Below are 14,975 nucleotides of genomic sequence, written 5' to 3' on the forward strand. Positions count from 1 at the left end.
CGCGCCCCCGATCCACATCCTCCGACAGGAGCAGCACATGACCATCGTCACCGAGACCACCATCCCCACCGCCTGGGACGAGCCACCCGGGGGCACCCCGCGCGGCACACTGATCGTGCTCACCGGACGCGGGGAGACCGCGACGACCTACCAGCGTTTCGGCAGACGGCTCGCCGCCGACGCCTACCGGGTGCGGCTCGTCGAGACCGACCTGAGCGACCTGAGCACGGCCGGTGCCGAGATCGAACGACACCTGGCCGATGAGTCCCTGCCCGCGCCCAAGGTGCTGGTCGGCAGCGATGCGGGCGCCACCCTGGCCGCGACCGTGATCAACGACCTCGCCGTGGACGCAGCCGTCATCGCCGGGATCGCGCTGCCGGGATCGTCCACCGTCGAGGGCTGGGTGGACGAGGTCGAGGCCCGCAGCGCCTGCCCCGTCCACCGCAAGGTGATCGGGGAGGACGACGGCTTCGGCAGGGGAGCACTGAGCGCGAACCTTCCCGGCGAGTGGTCCGACCTGAGCCTCCCGGTTCCCGCGAAGCCCGTGCTGGTCGTGCACGGCGACGCCGACCCGGTCACGCCCGCCGAGCAGGCGATCAAGGCGTACGCGGACGCACCCACGGTCCACCGCCGGCTCGTCGCCGGCGGCCGCCACGACATCCTCAACGACGTCTCCCACCGCTCGGTCGCGGCCACGGTCGTCACCTTCCTCGAGTCGCTCAAGCTCGGCAGCGACCTTCCTGCGATCGTCTACAAGACCTAGGAGACTCCCGATGACCGTCTCGCCCCTGTACACCAACCAGGACCTCGACCCCGCCGCCCTGCGCAAGGCGTTCGGCGTCTTCCCGACCGGGGTGGTCGCCGTGGCCGCGCAGGTGGACGGTGGGCCGACGGGCCTGGCTGCCTCCTCCTTCACGAGCGTCAGCCTCGATCCTCCTCTGGTCTCGTTCTCGGTCGCCGCGACCTCGAAGACGTGGCCCGACCTGCGCCGGGCCCCGCACCTGGGCGTCACCGTGCTGGCCGAGCACCAGGGCGAGGTCTGCCGCCGGCTGGCGGGACCCGTCGAGCATCGCTTCGACGGCGCGGCGTACACCGTGACCGAGGAGGGCGCCGTCGCACTCGACGACGGGCTGGCCCTCTTCGACTGCACGATCTATCGCGAGGTTGAGGCGGGCGACCACATCATCGTGCTGCTTCGACTGCACGCGGTGGCACATCCCGACGCCGGCAGCCCGCTGATCTTCCACCGCAGCGCATTCGGGCGGCTCGCGGACACCGCGTGAGACGCGGCGTCGCATTCGAGATCCGTGGCCCCCGACCGAGTTTCAGTACCCGGTCCCTCGCTTGACCTGCTCCCGCTCGGACGGATGGGCGCCGCCCTTCTCGTCCAGTGTCGCGCAGGCGTCGGCGATGTCGCGGGTGAGCCGCTCGACCTGCTCGCGACTCATCGTCTCCTTGACCAGCGCGCGCATGATCTTCACGTTCTCCGCGTTGGGCGGCAACGTGTACGCCGGCACCATCCAGCCGCGCTCGGCCGAGAGCTGCCAGGCGATGTCGGACTCGTCGTACGTCGTGCGGTCGCCGCTGAGCCGGAACGCCACGAGCGGAAGCTGCTCGAGGTCGTCGCCGATCACCTCGAACCGGCCGCTGTCGCGCAGGTTCTTCGCCAGCGCCTTGGCGTTCTGCTGCATCTGCTTCATCACGTACGTGTAGCCGTCGCGGCCCAGCCGGACGAAGTTGTAGTACTGCGCCAGCACCATGGCCGCACCCGTCGAGAAGTTCAGGGTGAAGGTGGCGTCGGTCTTGCCGAGGTAGTTCTCGTAGAACACCAGCTCCTCGGCGAGGTCTGACTTCTCGCGGAACACCAGCCAGCCGATCCCGGGGTAGACCAGCCCGTACTTGTGTCCGGAGACGTTGATCGAGCGGACCTGCTCGAGGCGGAAGTCCCAGGGGGAGTCGGGGTAGAGGAACGGCCAGACGAAGCCGCCGCTGGCGGCGTCGACGTGCAGCGGGATGTCCAGGCCCTTGTCGTTCTTGACGTCGAGCAGCAGCTGGTTGATGCCGACGACGTCGTCCATGTGCCCGGTGAACGTCGTGCCCAGCACGGCGACCACGCCGATGGTGTTCTCGTCGAGGTGGGGCGCGACGTCATCGGGGCCGATGGTGTACCTCTTCTCCTCGAGCGGGACGATCCGCGGCTCGACGTCGAAGTACCGGCAGAACTTCTCCCACACGACGTGGACGTCGCCGCCGAACACCAGGTTGGGCCGGTCGACCGAGGCGTTCGCGGCCTGCCGGCGCTGCTTCCACTTCCACTTCAGGGACAGGGCGCCGAGCATGATCGCCTCGGACGAGCCCTGCGTGCGACAGCCGGTCGTCTCGCCGGGGGCGTGGTAGAGGTCGGCGAGCATCCGTACGCAGCGCTGCTCGATCTCGGCGGAGATCGGGTACTCCGCGTGGTCGATGAAGTTGCGGTGCAGGTTCTCGGCGATGATCCGCTGCGCCTCCGGCTCCATCCACGTGGTCACGAACGTCGCGAGATTGCGTTGCGGGTCACCTTCCATGACCAGGTCCTCGCCGATCAGGCGCATCGCGTCGACCGGGCGCATTCCGGTCTCGGGGAACGTGGTCGAGGGGGCTGCCTCGGTCAGGAACCGGTTGCCGTAGAGCACCTCGGCCTCTGTGTCGCTGAGTCGTGTCATTGCTGAACCACCGTTCTTGTCGTAGTGGGTGTGTCGAATGCCTGGATGACCCCGCCGACCGCGAAGCACGCTGCGCCGGTGAACGTCCCCCAGTTGACGAGCCCGGTGTCGATCGCGCTCGAGGTCGCGGGGCGGGTGAAGGCAGCGATGCCGGCGAGGAAGAAGAGGACAGACCCGACCTGGTTGACCGCGACGACCCACCAGCCGACCAGGTGGGTCAGCATCCGGACGTGCCCCGCGCCCACCTCGAGCATCGCCAGATGACCGGAGACCAGGAAGCAGACGCAGCCGGTCATGTCGGGCAACCAGATCCACCCGTCGGACTGACGCGGCGTCAGACCTTCGGCGAAGGCGGCCACCAGGCTGACTCCGAAGAACAGCGTGCCCACGAACAGCACGAACGCGCTCAGCCAGCTGCGCGGGCGCGACCGGAAGCGCCACCAGGGCCTGTGCTCATCGGTGCTGTCCGCGAGCAGGATCGAGACGTAGCCGCCGAGCGTGAAGAAGCAGCCACCGACCAGGTACGTCACGTTGACGGTCGGCAGGGTGACCACCCCGAGCTGGGCGAAAGCCGCCCCCAGGGCGAACAACGAGCCACCGAGAACGAAGGCGACGGCGGCGACCAGGTTGAGCCGGGTCGACCGACGCGTCAGTACCTGGTCCATCGCGGCGGCCACCCTCCCTCTCCCTACACACCGTCATCCTCGACGGGCCAGGTCGTGGCGTCCTCATCCGGTCTGGGTGAAATCCGTCGCCACCGGCTGCCGGAAACGCTCGTGCTCAGACCAGGCTGTGCTCGAAGGCGAAGGCCGTGGCGGCGGTGCGCGAACGGACGTCGAGCTTGGTGAAGATGTTGGAGAGATGACGGGCGACGGTCTTCTCGCTGAGGACCAGGTCGGCGGCGATCTGGGCGTTGCTGCGGCCGGAGGCGACCAGGCGGAGGACCTCGGCCTCGCGGGCGGTGAGGCCGGCGGGCAGGGACGCGGGGGCGAGCAGGCCGTCGGCCTCGTCGGCGGCGGGCCGGGCGCCGATCTGGCGGAAGACCGTACGCGCCGCCTCGAGCTCGCGCCGGGACGACTCGGTGTCGCCGACGCCGGCCAGCGCGCGCCCGGTCAGCAGCCGTGCCTGGCTCCGCTCGTAGGTCGCCTCGGCCCGCGCCCACAGCTGCTGGGCCTTGCGCAGGTAGGGGAGGGCACCGGCGGGGTCTCCCGCAGCGAGCTCGACCGCGCCGTGGGCGTGCGCGGCGGCGGCCTCGAGCCAGACGCAGCCGAAGTGTCCGGCGAGCCCGTCGAGCTCGTCCGCGACCTGCCGGGCCCGGTCGGTCTCGCCCGCACCGAGCAGTACGTCGACGGCGGCCGGCAGGAGCCGGCATCGCTGCACGGGACCACCGGTCTCCACCAGCAGCCGCTCGGTGGCGGCGAGCGCCGCCGCGCCCTGGCCGAGCGCAGACCAGAGCAGCGCGAGCCCGGGCTGCGGGTCGAACCCGCGGTCGGCGGCGCGCTCGTAGGCGGCGTCCGCCTCGGTGTACTCACCGCGCAGCCGGAGCACCTCGCCGGCCTCGTACGCCGCCAGACCGGCCGCGTCCGGCGCGTGCACCTCCTGGTAGCGGCGGGTCGCGTGCTCGAACTCCTCCAGCGCCTGCTGCCACTCGCCGTGCAGCCGCAGCAGCTGGCCACGGTGGACCGCGCACTGGCCGGTGAACGTCAGCAGCCCGGGCTGGGCGGCGCACCAGCGTTCGAGGGCCGCGGTCCACTCCGCCACCCGGCCGAAGTCGCTGATCTCCTGGCAGCCCTCGATCGCGGTGCAGTAGACGTGCCCGGCCACGACCGGGGAGGCCTCGCCCGCGATCACCCGGATCATGGACTCGTCGAGCAGGGCGAGGCCGTCTGCGACCCGGCCGGAGTAGAGCGCCATCCGGCCCTGGGAGCAGAGCCCCAGAGCGGTGAGGTCCGGTTCGCCGTAGCGCCGGCCGCGCTCGGCGACCTTGTCGGCGAAGCCGCCCGCCATGGCGAAGTCGCCGGTGCTCAGCGCCCGGAACATCCGCAGGAAGTCGACCCAGCCGAGCTCGACACCGTCGTCGAGATCGGCGACCAGGCTCACGGCCCGTGAGGTCCAGCCGCGGGCCAGGGCACTCTCCCCGTGCACGTGGGCGGTCATCGTGATCCGGAAAGCACAGCGAACCGAGCGGCCGAGGTCGGCGGCGTCCTGGCTCTTGCGGAAGGCGCGGTGCAGGGCGCTGACCGTGTCGTCGTGGTGCCCGGTGAGCTCGGCGGCGACGGCGAAGTCCTCGAGCTCCTCGGCCGAGAGCGCCTCCGGGTCGGCTCCCGACCAGGCTGCGTACGCCGCGCCCCAGTCACCGCGGACGAAGTCGGCGCGGGCGCTCTCCAGCTGGATGTCGGCCACGGCAGGCACCTCCACTGGAGAGCGTACTCGGATCAGGCGGCCAGCGAGTGGGGTGCGGCCCGGCGCATCCGAGTCGTGACTCGGTCGGCGACCAGGGCAGCGTCGCGCCCCGCGCCCGCCAGGAGCATCGAGCTGAAGGCGTACTGGAAGCTGAGGCCGCAGAAGAACAGCCCCTCGGCCTCCGCCACCACGCCGCGCATCTCCCGCGGCCAGCCGTCCTCGTCGAGGACCGGGAGGTGGATCCAGTCGAAGGCCTGCCGGAAGCCGGTGGCCCACACGACGTTGGCGACCTCGCGCGGAGCGCCGTCGACCACGGGCAGCCCGTCGCGGACCTCCTCGACCCTCGAGGTGACCCGCTCGACGCCGCGGTCGGCCAGGTCCGAGCGCTTCACCCGCAGCATCGGCCCGCCGTGGCGCCGGACCTCAGGCATCTCCTTGCGGCCGATCGGCGTACGCCGGGTGATGACGTGCCGCCACATGAACAGCAGCACGGGGAAGATCAGGTGCATCACCCGCGACTCCAGGCGCGGCGGGATCTCGCCGCAGTCTCGGCCGGCCAGGATCGTCGGCCGGGACTCGGCGACCTCGAAGGCGATGTCGCAGCCGGAATGGCTGGCGCCGACGACGAGCACCGGGCCCTCGCGCAGCTGCCCGGGACGGCGGTACTCGCTGGAGTGCAGCTGCAGGATCGACGGGTCGAGCTGTGCGGAGATGGCCGGGACGTTCGGCGTACGGCCGAAGGAGCCGGTCGCGACCACGACGTTGTCGCAGGTCCAGGTGCCCCGATCCGTCGTCACCTCGAAGCCGTCGCCGTGGCGCTCGAGTCCGCTGACTCGGGTCTCGAGCCGCACCGGCAGCTCGAAGGTGCGGGCGTACGTCTCCAGATAGTCGGCGACCTCGTCCTTTCCGGGGAACGACCATCTCTTCGCCGGGAACGCCATGCCCGGCAGGGAGTCGTACTTGGCAGGGGAGTAGAGCCGGAGCGAGTCCCACTGGCGCCGCCAGTTGTCGCCGACCCGCGCGTTCGCGTCGATGATCACGAACGGGCGGCCGCGCCGTCGTAGGTGGTAGCCGGTCGCCAGGCCAGCCTGCCCGGCGCCGATGATGAGCGTCTCGATGTGTGTGGTGTCCATGCTGATGACGCTAGGTCCGTACCTCGCCGCTCCGCGTCGGTCGTACGGCGCATTCGCCTGCGGTGGGTAGTGGGTCGATCTACCCATGGGGCGGCCGCCGGGAATTCCGAGCACGGAGCGGCGAGTTGGGGCGATACTCGAGAGATGACGAACCAGCCCCCGGAAGACTTCAGCAAGCTCCCGCCGTCGGTGCCGCTGGAGGAGACGATCGCCTACCAGCTCGAGGACCGGATCCCGCACGGCCCCGAAGGTGGCGGAGAGGCGATCGACGGCGGTGGGGACGGCGACTGAGGAGTCCATGGAGCAGCCCCTGGAGCAGCGGCTGCGGGCGGCGATGATCGCCTGCCGCGAGAGCGTGTTCCCGGCGTACGCGAGCCCGGCGGAGGTCTTCGACGGGCTGGCCGAGGCCTGCCGGGAGCTGGGGATCGAGGAGTGGGACGTCTACGCCGAGCGGGGGCCGGTGGCACGGCTGGAGGCCGAGGTCGGTGAGCTGCTCGGGAAGCCGGCGGCGTACTTCCCCTCAGGGGTGATGGCGCAGCAGGTGGCGCTGCGGATCCACGCGGACAACGCGGGCAACCGGCGGGTCGCGATGCCCGACCTCTCGCACCTGCTCGTCCACGAGGACGACGGGCCGCGGATCCTCCAGGACCTGCTGATCGAACACCTCACCACCGGGCGTACGACTCCGACGAAGGCTCACCTGGACGCCATCCCGGGGCCGCTGGCCGCGTGTCTGGTCGAGATCCCGTTGCGCGACGCGGGCTGCCTGCTGCCGACCTTCGACGAGCTCGCGGAGCTGGCCGAGGCCTGCCGTGAGCGCGGGATCGCGTTCCATCTCGACGGAGCCCGGATCTGGGAGTCGCAGCAGTGGTTCGGCAAGCCGCTGGCGGACATCGCCGGCCTCGCGGACACCGTCTACACCAGCTTCTACAAGGGTCTCGGCGGGCTCGCCGGCGCGGCGCTGCTGGGCGATGAGGACTTCGTCGCGCAGGCCAGGCTGTGGCGGCACCGGATGGGTGGCACCCTCTACCGGTCGACCGCCGAGGCGGTCGCCGCGCTGGTCGGCCTGCGGGACCGGCTCCCGCACATCGGCCAGTGCGTGATCTGGGGGAGGGCGTTGGCCGCCGCGCTTCCGTCGTACATCACCGTCCAGCCACCCGTGCCGCACACCAACACCTTCCTGCTGTACGCCGCCGGCGACCCGGACCAGGTCAACGCCCGTCTCCTCGCCGAGATGGAGGAGCAGTCGCTCGCGTTCAGCAGACCTTGGACCGCGGCCGAGGAGCCGGGTCGGATGGTGACCGAGATGACGGTCGGCCAGGGCGCCCTCGGCCTGGATCCTTCGACCGTCGCCGGCCACCTCGCCGCGCTGCTGGACTGAGGCCCAGGACCGGTGCCTCACCCGTCTCGGGTGGTGTGCCGGGAGCCGTCCGGTTCCTACGCTCGACGCATCGCGATGCAGACGGGGCCGAACGCGACAACCCGTCACCCCACGCTTCTACCGGAGGATTTTGAGAGATGGGCTCCCATCAGGTCGAGACCTCAGCGACCGCCAGGACCGGGCAGGTGCTCGTCACCGGCGGCCTGGACCTGGTGGGCAGCGACCGCTTCTACCCCGAGGAGCGCCCGGTGGTCGAGGTCGCCGTGGGTGATGTGTGGTGGGATCCGCACCCGGTGACGAATACGCAGTTCGCGGCCTTCGTGGCTGATACCGGGCATGTCACCGTCGCCGAGCGCGATCTCGACCCCGCAGACTTCCCGGGTGCCGACCCGGCGCTGCTGGTGCCCGGATCGCAGGTGTTCACCCAGGCGCCGGGTCCGGTCCCGTTGCACGACTGGACCCGATGGTGGCGCTGGCAGCCCGGCGCCCAGTGGCGCCACCCCGACGGCCCCGCAGTAGACGTCGGGAGCCGGCCCGGACGCCAGGTGGCGGACTGGACCGAGATCCCGGACCACCCGGTCGTGCACGTCGGCTGGGAGGACGCCGTGGCGTACGCCCGCTGGGCGCGCAAGGAGCTTCCGACGGAGGCCGAGTGGGAGCACGCGGCCCGCGGTGGCCTCGTCGGCGCTGACTACGCGTGGGGTGACGAGCTCGCCCCAGGCGGGCGCCTGATGGCGAACACCTGGCAGGGACAGTGGCCGTGGCGCAGCGAGGATCCGCGCGGCCACGACCGCACCAGCCCGGTCGCCTCATACCCGCCGAACGGGCATGGCCTCTACGACATGGTCGGCACCGTGTGGGAATGGACCCGCACCCCCTGGACGCCCGACCATCGTGACCTGATCGCCCCACCTCACGGTCGGGCTGGCTCGGGTGCGTCCTCGCGGCGGGCCGACGTCGCTGCGCCCTCCTGCTGCGGTGGCAGCCAACGCCCCGGCACCGGCGACGACCAGGTCAAGGAGACCGATCGGATGGTGACGAAGGGCGGGTCGCACCTGTGCTCACCGCAGTACTGCCGCCGCTACCGGCCGGCAGCGCGCCAGGGGCACGGCGTGCGGGACACGACGTCTCACGTCGGGTTCCGCTGCGTCGTACGCGAACCGACCTCGCGGCCACTCGTTCGGTGATATTTTTGGGCGACCACCGAAGTCCTACTGAAGGGCAGTTTCATGTCGGTTCAGTTCGAAGTGCGCATCGATGGAATGACCTGTCACCGCTGTGTCGAGACCGTGACGAGCGCTCTCGGTGGCCTGGAGGGCGTCGAGGGGGTCGTGGTCGACCTGAACCCGGGAGCTGTGTCCAGCGCCCGCGTCACCGCCGACGGACCGCTCGAACCGAGGGTCGTCAGATCCACGCTCGCCAAGGCCGGATTCACGATCGCTCGCGAACCCTGACCGGCCGAGGAGTCGTCCGTGCCCGGCCTCGGCTCCCGTCAGCACTTTCCGGCCCTCACCAGCGAACCTGATCTCGTCTACCTCGACGCCGCGTCCGGCACCCCCTGTCCCGAACCGGTCATCGCCCAGCTCACCGCCGAGCTGCGCGGGCCTGCCGCCAACCCCGGCAGGGGCGGACACCCGTGGGCTCGGGACGCGCTGCGTCGCTTCGAGGAGGCCCGCGCCACCGTCGCCGCGTTCCTCGGCGCCTCGTTCCCGGACGAGGTCGCCTTCACTCGCGGCGCCACCGGCGCGATGGCGTTCCTCGCCGACCGCTGGGGACCCGCGGCGCTGGCGAACGGCGGCGACATCCTCTACTGCCCCGGCGACCACCTCTCGACGGTTCGGCCGTGGCTCCGGCTCGCCGAGCGGATGCGGCACCAGGGCGTCCGGGCGGTGGCGTACCGCCGCGACCGCCTGGGTCGCATCGACCCCGACGACTTCGCCCGTGCCGCGAGCGACCGCACCGCGGTCGTCGTCGCCACCGACGTCCACAATCTCCACGGCACCCGGACCGACCTCGACGCCCTGGCGATCCCGCCGGCAGCGACGGTCTGTCTCGACTGCTCCCAGAGCGCCGGGCGGCTGCCCCTGCGTCTGGCCGAGTCCCGGGCCGAGCTCGCCGTCGTCTCGGGCCACAAGATGTTCGGGCCTCCCGGCACAGGCACGGTGTACGTACGCCGGGGTCAGCATCATCGGATCGCGGTCGACCGGGCGGCCGCTCGGAGCGGGCCGGCGCGACACGTCTCGCCGCTGACCGACGCCGCCGAGGAGGGCAGCCTCGACGGGGCCGGCGCCGCCGGGCTCGCGAGCGCCACCGCGTTCCTGGACACCATCGGCCTCGACCGCGTCGGCGACCACCTGGCCGCCCTGGCCGCCCGGTTCGCCGACGGTGCCTCCCGGATCGGCGGCGTCACCCTCCTCGGGCCGCCGGTCGACGCGAGCAGACCGCACAGCGGCATCGCCGCCTTCGCCGTCGATGGCCAGGCGGGCGCCGACGTGGCCTTCGCCCTCGAACGCCGCCGCGTGTACGTACGCGCCGGCGACCACTGTCTGGACGGGCCGCGGGAGGACGCGGTCCGGGTGAGCTTCCACCTGTACAACGACAAGAACGACGTCGACCGACTCCTGCAGGGCCTCGCCGCCGCTGCCGAAAGGGACTGACACGTGCAGAACGAAGGGATCAGGTACGACCGCGCCGCCGCCGCCCGCATCCTGGCCGAGGTCGCAGGTGCCGACTTCCTGACCGGCCCGGCCCCGGCGGTGGCCGAGGTGTCGGTGGACTACCGCGTCGAGGCGCTCCGCCCGGAACCCGGGGGACCGCTGACGACCGGACAGCGGCGCTACCTGGAGTCCTTCATGCGGCCGTGCCGACCCGACCAGGTGGTCAGTGCCACCCACCGCATCACCTGGCGCGACTCCCGCGGGATCGCGAACAGCGGCCACATCGGACCGGGCCCGCTCGGCCCGGTGCTGCCGATCGCTGCCAGGGAGGCCGTGATCGCGGTCGCTGACGCGATCGCCGGCGCCGATCCTGTCACCGCACGTTCGGACGCGCTCGGCGACGACGCGCTCGACGTCCTCGCCGACACCACCACCGACCAGGAGCCCGCCGAGATCTTCCGCGTCGGGGCCGAGGCCGCCGGCCGCGCGCTCGTCCAGCACGGCATGCTCGCCGGACAGGTCGGGATCGAGGACCCGGTCGAGTTCGCCGAGGCGATGCTGGACTCCGGGCTCTACGGCACGGTGGCCTCGACCTGGTTCTGGGAGCTGCAGGCTTCCACGTACCGCAGAGGCATGATCCCCGCGAGCCTGGAGGGCACGGGCGGCCGGCTGCGCTACACCCCCGAGACCGTCGCGCTGCTCGCCGAGATGAAGCGCCGCACCATCGCCGACGCCCACGATGTCATGGACCGGGCCCGCGAGGAGGGCCTCGGGGTGCGTGCCGCCATCCAGCGCTACCACGTCGAGCTCGACCAGATCTCGCGACAGTACGCCCTGCTGCCGGCGGGGGAGCGGCCCGTCTGCCTCGGGCAGCGGGCCCATCAGGTCGACGGGCAGCGCGTCCAGCCCCTCGCGGCCGTCGCCGAGGCGCTCACCGGCGCGTTCCGGTCGGCGGTCGAGTCGGTGCGGATCGCCGAGGCGCCCGGACCGGCCGCGGGGGAGGGGTCGTTCGCGGCAGGGGAGCAGGAGTTCGGGGTCCCGGACATGACCTGCCGGCACTGCCGGGTGACGATCACCGCCGTCTTCGACGCCCAGGCGGCCGAGCTGATCGAGGTGGACCTGCACGGGAAGCGGGTGCGGGCCAGGTTCACCGACGCCGGTCAGCGCGACCGGGTCTTCGCCGACCTGCGCGACTCCGGCTACACGGTGGCCGACGGGTGAGCGTTCGCTACCCGCTTCCCGCCGCGCGGCACCCGATCGCCGCCCGCTTCCTCGACAACGCGGCTGCGGTGGGCGAGGCGATCGAACGGTTCGGGTCGCCGCTCCACGTGGTCTTTCCCCAGGTCATGGCCGAGAACGCCACGGCGCTTGCGAGCGTGCTCCGGCGTCACGGCGTGCCGTACGACATCTTCTACGCGCACAAGGTCAATGCTTCGGCCGCACTCCTCGCCGGAGCCTCCATCGCCGGGCTCGGCGCGGACGTGGCCTCCGCGGCCGAGCTCGACCGCGCCCTGGCCGCGGGGTTCGCGCCGGACCGGATCGAGGCGACGGGTCCGAAGTCGCCGGCATTCATCGACCGGATCGCCGCGCTGGGGCTCACCGCCAACGCCGACGACCTCTGGGAGCTCGACCGGCTCGCCGCTGCCGCGCCGGCCGGCAGCACCGTCCCGGTCCTGCTGCGGCTCTCCGGGTTCGCCTCGCCGGCGGTGCCCCAGTCCCGCTTCGGCATCGACCTCGCCGACGCCGACGCCGCCCTCGAGACCGTACGCCGCGCCCCCGGCCTCGACCTGCGCGGCGTCGCGTTTCACCTCGACACGGCCGACCCGGCCGCCCGGGTGGACGCGCTGACCGAGTCGATGGCGGTCGTGGCCGCCGCCCACCGGAAGGGTCTGCGGCCGTCGGTGATCGACATCGGCGGCGGGTTCCGCCAGCGGTTCGTCGAGGACCCCGAGCCGTTCCAGCGGTATTCACAGGCGGTTGCCACCGGACCGGGGGAGCTGGTGTGGCCAGGTCACGACCTCGGGCTCCGGCGAGCGGGCGCAGTGGCCGGGGCACCAGTCGCGCACAAGTACGGCAACCACCGCCCGGCCACCGACGTCCTGGAGAGGTTCCTGGCCGCAGAGATCGAGCGGCGCCCCGTCGCCGAGGTCCTGCGCGAGTGCATGCTGACGCTGTGGATCGAACCGGGCAAGGCCCTGGTCGACCATGCGGGGATCACGCTGGCCTCGGTCCTCTACCGCAAGCGCGCTGCCGGGCGTGACCTGGTCGTGCTCGACCTCTCCCGCAACCAGGTCACCCCCGCCGACCAGGAGGTCCTGCTGGACCCGGTGCTCGTCGATGCGCATGGTGAGCCGCCGGCGGAGGGAGTCTTCCTCGCCGGCCGGCTGTGCCTGGAGTCGGACCTGGTGAGCCGCCGCAAGGTGTTCCTGGATTCCGAGCCGAGCAGCGGCGACGTACTCGCGTTCGTCAACACCGCTGCCTATCAGATGGACCTCTCGGCCTCCTCCGCCGGCGGGCATCCGCCGCCGCCCAAGGTCGCGGCGGTCCTGGAGGGCGGACGGTTCACCTTCGTCGCCGACGACCACCACGGGAGCTGACCATGCGATACGACAGCGTGCTCGACATGATCGGCGACACCCCGCTGCTGCGGCTCGATCCGGCAGCCCACGGTGTGCCCGAGGCCGAGATCTTCCTGAAGCTGGAGTCGGCGAACCCGTTCGGCTCCGTCAAGGACCGGGTCGCCTGGGCGCTGCTGCGCGACCACATCGGATCGATCGTCGAGGACGAGCAGGTCGTCCTCGAGGCATCGAGCGGCAACACCGCGAAGGCGCTCCAGATCATCGCCTCGATGCACGGCGTCCGGTTCCGGGCCTTCACCAACCGGGTCCGGGTGCGGGAGGTCCGCGAGATGCTGTCGCTGCTCGGCGCCGAGGTGACCGAGATGCCCGGACTCTCGGAGTGCCCGGACCCGACCGCGCCCAACGACGTGTTCGGGGTGATCGGCGACCTCATGGCGGGCGAGCCCGGCCGCTATCACCACACCTCGCAGTACACGAATGAGGACAACCTGCGAGCCCACTACGAGGAGACCGGTCGCGAGATCTACCGCGACGCCGGCCCGGTCGACCTGCTCGTGGGCGGGCTCGGCACCACCGGCTCCACCCGAGGGGCCGCGACGTACCTGCGCGAGCGCAACCCGGAGACGGCCGTGGTCGGCGTCGTCGCCGCGGAAGGTGACTTCATCCCCGGCATCCGCTCGGCGGCGGAGATGTGGGAGGTCGGTCTCTTCGACCCCGGCTTCTACGACGCGATCGCCGCCGTCGACTCGGCCGACGCGATCTCCGCCAGCCTCGAGCTCGCCACCCGGCACGGTGTGCTCGCCGGCCCCACCACCGGGGCCGCCTATGCCGCTGCCCGAGAGCGGCTCCTGTCCGGGCCTGGTGGCCCGGTCACCGCGGTCGTGATCGCGTGCGACCGGATGGAGCCGTACCTCTCCTACTACCGCCACCGCCGTCCTGACCTGTTCGGGGCTGCCGGACCGGCTCCTGCCGATGAGGCGCCTTCGGCTGCCCCCGAGGAGCTCGAGGCCTGGACCGCCGCGGGCGAGCATGTGGTCGTCGTGGACGTACGCACGGCCCTGGCGTTCCAGGCCGGCCACATCCCCGGGGCGATCAACCTCCGCGACGACCTGCTCGAGCAGGTCCTGGAGGCGGGGATGCCGTTCTCCGAGGCGTCCCGTGTGGTCTTCGCCTGCCCGACGGGTGACCGGTCGGCACGGTTCGCCGCCCGGGCCGCCGCGACCGGTCGCCGGGCCTACAACCTCGAGGGCGGCGTGCTCGGCTGGCGCGACAGCGGCCGGCCGCTCGCGGGTGTCTGACCCAGTTCGTACGCCGCAGCCGGACCCTCATGCGGGAAGCAGGACGAGCATCGTGCCCATCCCAGCAGCCATCAGCCCGTGGCCGAGGGCCGGCAGGCGGTGCTCGCGCACCGAGGTCGCCCGCACCAGCCACCAGAGCACCCCGGCCGCGCAGACCACGACAAAACCCGAGTTGACCGCGATCGCCCAGCCGGGCGGGTGCCCGGCCGGTGCGATCGCCGCCGCGCTGCCGTGGCCCGCATGACCCTCGAGACCGCCCACGTCAGCCATCAGCAGCGGCATCGCGGCGAGCATCCAGATCATCGCGGCGTTGAGGGCGAGATGTCCGACCACGTCAGCCCGCCGGGCCCTGTCGCTCGCGCCCCGCAGAGCCGGCAGCAGAGCCAGGGTCAGCCCCGCGAAGAGCGCGACCTGTGCCCAGACCGCAGCGTCCGAGACGATCACCCAGATCATCAGAATCATCGCCGCACTCATCGCGGCGTGGTTGAGGTGGAGAACGGTCTCCCCGCCCGATGGTGGGCAGACCACGAGAATCCAGATCCCCGCGGTGCCCGTGAGCACGAAGGCCACAGTCAGCAGAAGGTCCCAGGGAGGATCGACCACACCTCCAACGTACCGTTCCCACGCGTCGGATGAGGCCGGTTGCCGCGATCAGTGCCGCGGACCGGCAAACCCCCGGCCGAGGCGTCAGGTACGTCGGTCGAGTTGGCACCTGCGTGCCAACGGTGCAGCGTCACGCTAGCGCGCCATGCGGGCGAGTGGCTTCCTGGCGCCGGTGAGACCCGGAGTGACTCCTCCATCAGCCGCTCGAGCCGGCTCCGG

15 protein-coding genes are annotated in these 14,975 nt (G+C 71.8%); 10 read left to right on the forward strand and 5 right to left on the reverse strand.

Annotated features, from left to right (window positions below):
* The first annotated feature begins 37 nt into the window (after positions 1–37).
* Positions 38–763, forward strand: a complete 726-nt coding sequence (locus tag ABTX24_RS11100; protein WP_350839524.1) for an alpha/beta hydrolase — start codon at positions 38–40, stop codon at positions 761–763.
* Between the two features lie 10 nt (positions 764–773).
* Positions 774–1,283, forward strand: coding sequence for a flavin reductase family protein (locus ABTX24_RS11105; protein WP_350839526.1), 510 nt, complete (start codon positions 774–776; stop codon positions 1,281–1,283).
* Positions 1,284–1,325: 42 nt separating this feature from the next.
* Here ABTX24_RS11105 and gad read toward each other — a convergent pair whose 3' ends face one another.
* From gad to ABTX24_RS11125, 4 genes are all read right to left on the reverse strand, one after another.
* Positions 1,326–2,702, reverse strand: coding sequence for a glutamate decarboxylase (gene gad / locus ABTX24_RS11110; RefSeq protein ID WP_160023705.1), 1,377 nt, complete (start codon positions 2,700–2,702; stop codon positions 1,326–1,328).
* Positions 2,699–3,367, reverse strand: coding sequence for a hypothetical protein (locus ABTX24_RS11115; protein ID WP_350839528.1), 669 nt, complete (start codon positions 3,365–3,367; stop codon positions 2,699–2,701). Before ABTX24_RS11115 ends, gad begins: the two co-directional genes overlap by 4 nt.
* Before the next feature lie 115 nt (positions 3,368–3,482).
* Positions 3,483–5,105 (reverse strand): LuxR C-terminal-related transcriptional regulator, encoded by a 1,623-nt coding sequence (locus tag ABTX24_RS11120; RefSeq protein ID WP_350839530.1) that lies wholly within the window; start codon positions 5,103–5,105, stop codon positions 3,483–3,485.
* Positions 5,106–5,137: 32 nt separating this feature from the next.
* The gene (locus ABTX24_RS11125; RefSeq protein ID WP_350839532.1) at positions 5,138–6,238 is read right to left on the reverse strand and encodes a flavin-containing monooxygenase; all 1,101 of its coding nucleotides are present in this window, start codon (positions 6,236–6,238) and stop codon (positions 5,138–5,140) included.
* Positions 6,239–6,382: 144 nt separating this feature from the next.
* Between ABTX24_RS11125 and ABTX24_RS11130 the strand changes: the two genes are divergently transcribed.
* From ABTX24_RS11130 to ABTX24_RS11165, 8 genes are all read left to right on the forward strand, one after another.
* Positions 6,383–6,529 carry a hypothetical protein gene (locus ABTX24_RS11130; RefSeq protein WP_350839533.1) on the forward strand — a complete coding sequence of 49 codons (147 nt, stop codon included), beginning with the start codon at positions 6,383–6,385 and terminating at the stop codon, positions 6,527–6,529.
* Between the two features lie 7 nt (positions 6,530–6,536).
* On the forward strand, positions 6,537–7,619 hold the full coding sequence (locus tag ABTX24_RS11135; RefSeq protein WP_350839535.1) for a threonine aldolase family protein: 1,083 nt from the start codon (positions 6,537–6,539) through the stop codon (positions 7,617–7,619).
* 137 nt (positions 7,620–7,756) lie between these two features.
* On the forward strand, positions 7,757–8,806 hold the full coding sequence (locus tag ABTX24_RS11140; protein ID WP_350839537.1) for a formylglycine-generating enzyme family protein: 1,050 nt from the start codon (positions 7,757–7,759) through the stop codon (positions 8,804–8,806).
* Between the two features lie 42 nt (positions 8,807–8,848).
* Positions 8,849–9,073 carry a heavy-metal-associated domain-containing protein gene (locus ABTX24_RS11145; protein WP_160023692.1) on the forward strand — a complete coding sequence of 75 codons (225 nt, stop codon included), beginning with the start codon at positions 8,849–8,851 and terminating at the stop codon, positions 9,071–9,073.
* Positions 9,074–9,091: 18 nt separating this feature from the next.
* Positions 9,092–10,276: an aminotransferase class V-fold PLP-dependent enzyme gene (locus ABTX24_RS11150; protein ID WP_350839539.1), complete on the forward strand. Its 1,185-nt coding sequence runs from the start codon at positions 9,092–9,094 to the stop codon at positions 10,274–10,276.
* A gap of 3 nt (positions 10,277–10,279) precedes the next feature.
* Positions 10,280–11,497 (forward strand): heavy-metal-associated domain-containing protein, encoded by a 1,218-nt coding sequence (locus tag ABTX24_RS11155; protein WP_350839541.1) that lies wholly within the window; start codon positions 10,280–10,282, stop codon positions 11,495–11,497.
* Entirely contained in the window at positions 11,494–12,873 is a 1,380-nt protein-coding gene (locus tag ABTX24_RS11160; RefSeq protein WP_350839542.1) for an alanine racemase, read from the forward strand. The genes ABTX24_RS11155 and ABTX24_RS11160 overlap by 4 nt, the downstream gene beginning before the upstream one ends.
* Before the next feature lie 2 nt (positions 12,874–12,875).
* On the forward strand, positions 12,876–14,153 hold the full coding sequence (locus ABTX24_RS11165; protein WP_350839543.1) for a pyridoxal-phosphate dependent enzyme: 1,278 nt from the start codon (positions 12,876–12,878) through the stop codon (positions 14,151–14,153).
* 27 nt (positions 14,154–14,180) lie between these two features.
* On the opposite strand, the gene ABTX24_RS11170 is transcribed toward ABTX24_RS11165, so the two are convergent.
* Positions 14,181–14,756, reverse strand: a complete 576-nt coding sequence (locus tag ABTX24_RS11170; RefSeq protein ID WP_350839545.1) for a DUF5134 domain-containing protein — start codon at positions 14,754–14,756, stop codon at positions 14,181–14,183.
* Positions 14,757–14,975: the final 219 nt, after the last annotated feature.

The sequence above is a fragment of the Nocardioides sp. NPDC127514 genome (assembly GCF_040302125.1).
Lineage (GTDB): Bacteria > Actinomycetota > Actinomycetes > Propionibacteriales > Nocardioidaceae > Nocardioides.

Excerpts from the sequence above, each read along its gene's own strand:
- ABTX24_RS11100 (WP_350839524.1), top strand. The coding sequence starts at position 38 with ATGACCATCGTCACCGAGACCACCATCCCCACCGCCTGGGACGAGCCA.
- ABTX24_RS11105 (WP_350839526.1), top strand. The coding sequence starts at position 774 with ATGACCGTCTCGCCCCTGTACACCAACCAGGACCTCGACCCCGCCGCC.
- gad (WP_160023705.1), bottom strand. The coding sequence starts at position 2,702 with ATGACACGACTCAGCGACACAGAGGCCGAGGTGCTCTACGGCAACCGG.
- ABTX24_RS11115 (WP_350839528.1), bottom strand. The coding sequence starts at position 3,367 with ATGGACCAGGTACTGACGCGTCGGTCGACCCGGCTCAACCTGGTCGCC.
- ABTX24_RS11125 (WP_350839532.1), bottom strand. The coding sequence starts at position 6,238 with ATGGACACCACACACATCGAGACGCTCATCATCGGCGCCGGGCAGGCT.
- ABTX24_RS11130 (WP_350839533.1), top strand. The coding sequence starts at position 6,383 with ATGACGAACCAGCCCCCGGAAGACTTCAGCAAGCTCCCGCCGTCGGTG.
- ABTX24_RS11135 (WP_350839535.1), top strand. The coding sequence starts at position 6,537 with ATGGAGCAGCCCCTGGAGCAGCGGCTGCGGGCGGCGATGATCGCCTGC.
- ABTX24_RS11140 (WP_350839537.1), top strand. The coding sequence starts at position 7,757 with ATGGGCTCCCATCAGGTCGAGACCTCAGCGACCGCCAGGACCGGGCAG.
- ABTX24_RS11145 (WP_160023692.1), top strand. The coding sequence starts at position 8,849 with ATGTCGGTTCAGTTCGAAGTGCGCATCGATGGAATGACCTGTCACCGC.
- ABTX24_RS11165 (WP_350839543.1), top strand. The coding sequence starts at position 12,876 with ATGCGATACGACAGCGTGCTCGACATGATCGGCGACACCCCGCTGCTG.